Source organism: Lactobacillus sp. VURO6/B1 (VP7) (genome assembly GCF_058139575.1).
Genome location: NZ_JBVOWJ010000025.1, coordinates 1 through 3,637 on the forward strand (window position 1 = coordinate 1; position 3,637 = coordinate 3,637).

Here is a 3,637-nt window from a genome sequence, read left to right on the forward strand (position 1 = left end):
GTAGTTGAATATTTAGTCATGAAAAAAGTGCTCCTAATAGTCAGATTAATGTCTAACTATTATGGAGCACTTCAAATCTAGAGGGTTAACTTCAAGGCTTAGGCTTTTTTGTTCAAAAATGTAGTTTTCTATTTAAATAAAGTCAAACATTAAAATATGAACAAATTTCTTGTCTTTGCTGAGGACTAATTTACGAAATTCAATCGGAGTTGCGTCCTCTAGTTTGATCATGATGCTATTACTCTAATAATAATCAATATATTCCATGTTTTTATTAAGGTATAAACTATTTTAAAAAATTGTTATATACATAATGTATTTAAATATACAATATATAGCAATCTTTCATTTAGTCTAAAAATACTTTAAATAAAAAATTATATATTAAAACAATAGTCTTTTTTTTAGGTGCTTATAGTGATAAAATAACTTTCATGTAACTCAATGAGAGTTATAGCGTTCTTAAGACTGTTTAGCTTGGGGCGTCGAAATGTCAATGAAAAAGGAAGGCTCAAAAAAATGAGTAAAAATAATTTTTATAAAAAAATGATAGTTTCAGTAGCTGGTGCAACATTATTAGCTGTTGGTGTTAATCAGTTACCAACCAACGCTCTAAGTAGTGCCCCAACTGAAGTTAGTGCAGCTAAGAAGGCTGTTAAGACCGAGAAAGTCGGTGCTAATTCTGCTGTTTACAAGCTAAAGGGCAAGAAATTAGTTAAGACTAAGAAGACACTTAAGGTTGGTCAAAAAGTGACTGTTCTTGGCAAGAAGACTGTTAAGGGCAAGGTTTACTACAAAGTTGGCAAGAATCAATATGTCAAAGCTGTAAATGTTACGGGCAAGGCTGCTAAAGTAGCTAAGAACACTGTTTTGGTTACCAGAAGTGGCAAAGCTTTAAAGAACGGTAAAGTTCGTAAGGGCCAAAAAGTAACTGTATTTGGCGCAGCTGTTACCATTAAGGGCAAGAAGTACTACTCAACTTCAGCAGGCTACATTAAAGCAAGTGCTTTAGCTAAGAAGAAGACTGCTACAAAACCAACTTCAACCCCATCAACTAGTTCTAATGGCTCAACCGGTTCCAACGGTAGCTCAGCTGGTTCAACTAGCTCAACCGGTTCCAACGGTAGCTCAGCTGGTTCAACTAGCTCAACAGGCTCAAACGGCAGCTCAGCTGGCTCAACCAGCTCTAACGGTTCCACTGGTTCAACCGGCTCCAATGGTTCGACTAGCTCCAACGGTTCAACAGGCTCAACTAGTTCCAACGGGTCTAACGGCTCTACTGGTTCAACAGGTTCTAATGGCTCAACCCCTTCAAATCCTTCAAAGTAATGAGTAATCATTAATTTACTTTTGATACAAATTATTGAGTAAAATTTAATATCATAGATAAAGAGGTTTTAGGTGTTTTTGAAGACTTGCTTTTACAGGTCTTTAAAAGATTCTCGGACCTCTTTTTTTGATACAAAAAAACGCAACTTTCTCAACTGGAGAACTGATTGCGTTTTTAGTCAATAAGTCTTAATTATTAGAAACAGACTGCTTTGCTCTAGCTAATACATCCATGACGGCTATGCTATGCTCGTATAAATCATTAGCTTTCTGTGTGTCATGGGTATCAATAATTTTCACAAAATCCGTAAACTCACTTGCCATCCGGTGATCAAACTGATTGAAGTTGAACTTACTGTTATCACCGTGTCTGTGTTCAACCATGAAGCTTTTAATAACACCAGTTGAACCGTCAAAATAGATAGTTCCTTTTTCACCTTCAATAAATGATCTGGGAGTAGTATAGCTGTCTTTTGCAGCAATTAAAACTGCTTGTTTATCAGGATAAACTAAATTAAGTATGCCTGAAGTATCAACTTGTTTTTGCATTACGGGATAATATTGCACTTTTTCCGGTTCACCGAATAAACCAACAGCTAAGTGAATATTGTAAATGTTTAAATCCGTGAGAGTTCCGCCATCTTTAGCGGGATCGAATACAGGTGCAATTTTACCTTGCAAAAAATCATCATAGCGACTGGAATATTGCGTATAGTTTAAAGAAATAATGTGAATAGGTGCAATTTCAGCTACTTGCTGTTTAATTGCTTTAAAATTTGGCAGATGAATATTTGTGATTGCTTCAACTATGATTAAATCCCTTTTATCAGCTATTTCTTTAAGTTCTTTAGCTTGAGCAACAGTTTCTACATATGGCTTTTCGCAAATAACATTTTTGCCTGCAAGAAGAGCTTCTTTTACAATTTCATAATGTAAAGAATTAGGCACGGCTACATAAACTGTGTCGACATTTTCATCGCGACACAACTGCTCGTTATCTGCAAAAACTTCTTTAATGTTATATTGTTTAGCTAAATCTGTCGCAATTGGCTGGCTACGTTTGGTAGTGGAGATTGCTGCAAGTTCAAGGCCTTTAATTTTAGCAGCAGTCGTTAAAAAATCGTGAACAATTTTACCACTGCCAATAATTCCTAATTTCATTTTTGGACCTCCGATTACTAATGAAAATATTTAAATGACTCTATAGTCATTTTAGCTCATTAAGTAACCTAAAAGCACCATAATTTATGATAGTTAAATATTTACTAAAAATTGTTTTTCCATATTTTTAGTAACATTAGTTTGCTGGAGCTGCAGTGGCGCTTTTGACTTCGTCAGGTAACTTCAAAGACTCGGAATTGCCTAAGCCAAAGATTCTAAAGTTGAATGAAGCTGGCGTCTTTTTGTCGTAGTTCATTTTAAAAGAAGTCGCCAGGCTTGTTACTTTTTTATCTTTGATTTTAAAAGTAACATTACACTTGCTGAGTTTAACGTGCTTTTTGAACGACTTGAGATCTACCTTATAGTCTTTAAAAATTTTGTTCAGAAATTTACTTGCCTTAGTAATATTGACATTACTTTTGAGGGTATAAACTCCATCTTTATGACTAAGTTTGGCATTTTTGCTCAAATCAGTAGTGATGCTTTTAGCAAATTTCTTCAGATCGCTGCTATATTTTTTTATATCAGTTTTGGCAGTATCAGCGTCTGCAATAGGTGTATATTGCCATTTGCCATCTGCTTTGGTGTAGACACGTTTTGCGTCCATATCAATCCATTGCTCTACTGTTTCAGCGTGTTTGCCAGATTTTACTTTAGTAATGGCTTGAACTAGTTCAGGCTTGGTGGTAAAAGCACCATGAGAGTCGAAATTTATTTTTTGCTTACCACTTTTAATCTTTGTGCTGGTAGTATATTGGCCACTAGTTTGGTTGCTCTCTTTCTTTTTAACAATTGCAATAGCCTGCTTTTTTGATAATGCTGCATCGACTGTTTTTGCATGAGTTAGACCACCACCAACTAAAGTGGCAGACAATAACATAGCCGACAAAAATTTCTTCAATTTCATTGTGGACATCTCCTTTTTAATATTCTTATTTTACCTTAAGAAAATTATATAGCATTTTTAGTCAAGTTGATATAAAAACTTGTCCGATTTTTTCAGCGTAACAACTGCATCACTGACGCAATAGAGTTTAAAAATGATAAAAATTGTTTTGTACATTAATGAGTGAAGTTAACCCTCGAGATTGGACAAAAATCCAACTGGAGGGTTTTACTATGGTTAAATTTACCGTCAAACAAAAAT

The 3,637-nt window shown here is 34.8% G+C and carries 3 protein-coding genes; 1 reads left to right on the plus strand and 2 read right to left on the minus strand.

Annotated elements, in window-relative coordinates; translation table 11 throughout:
* Positions 1-519: 519 nt before the first annotated feature.
* Positions 520-1,329 (plus strand): SLAP domain-containing protein, encoded by an 810-nt coding sequence (locus ACZ2M0_RS09300; RefSeq protein ID WP_490059269.1) that lies wholly within the window; start codon positions 520-522, stop codon positions 1,327-1,329.
* A gap of 189 nt (positions 1,330-1,518) precedes the next feature.
* Here the strand turns inward: ACZ2M0_RS09300 and ACZ2M0_RS09305 are convergent, their stop codons facing one another.
* Together ACZ2M0_RS09305 and ACZ2M0_RS09310 are read right to left on the minus strand one after the other, a co-directional pair.
* Entirely contained in the window at positions 1,519-2,490 is a 972-nt protein-coding gene (locus ACZ2M0_RS09305) for a Gfo/Idh/MocA family protein (protein ID WP_223902822.1), read from the minus strand.
* 136 nt (positions 2,491-2,626) lie between these two features.
* Positions 2,627-3,397, minus strand: a complete 771-nt coding sequence (locus tag ACZ2M0_RS09310; RefSeq protein WP_490059270.1) for a hypothetical protein — start codon at positions 3,395-3,397, stop codon at positions 2,627-2,629.
* Positions 3,398-3,637 lie beyond the last annotated feature (240 nt).

Excerpts from the sequence above, each read along its gene's own strand:
- ACZ2M0_RS09310 (WP_490059270.1), bottom strand. The coding sequence starts at position 3,397 with ATGAAATTGAAGAAATTTTTGTCGGCTATGTTATTGTCTGCCACTTTA.
- ACZ2M0_RS09300 (WP_490059269.1), top strand. The coding sequence starts at position 520 with ATGAGTAAAAATAATTTTTATAAAAAAATGATAGTTTCAGTAGCTGGT.
- ACZ2M0_RS09305 (WP_223902822.1), bottom strand. The coding sequence starts at position 2,490 with ATGAAATTAGGAATTATTGGCAGTGGTAAAATTGTTCACGATTTTTTA.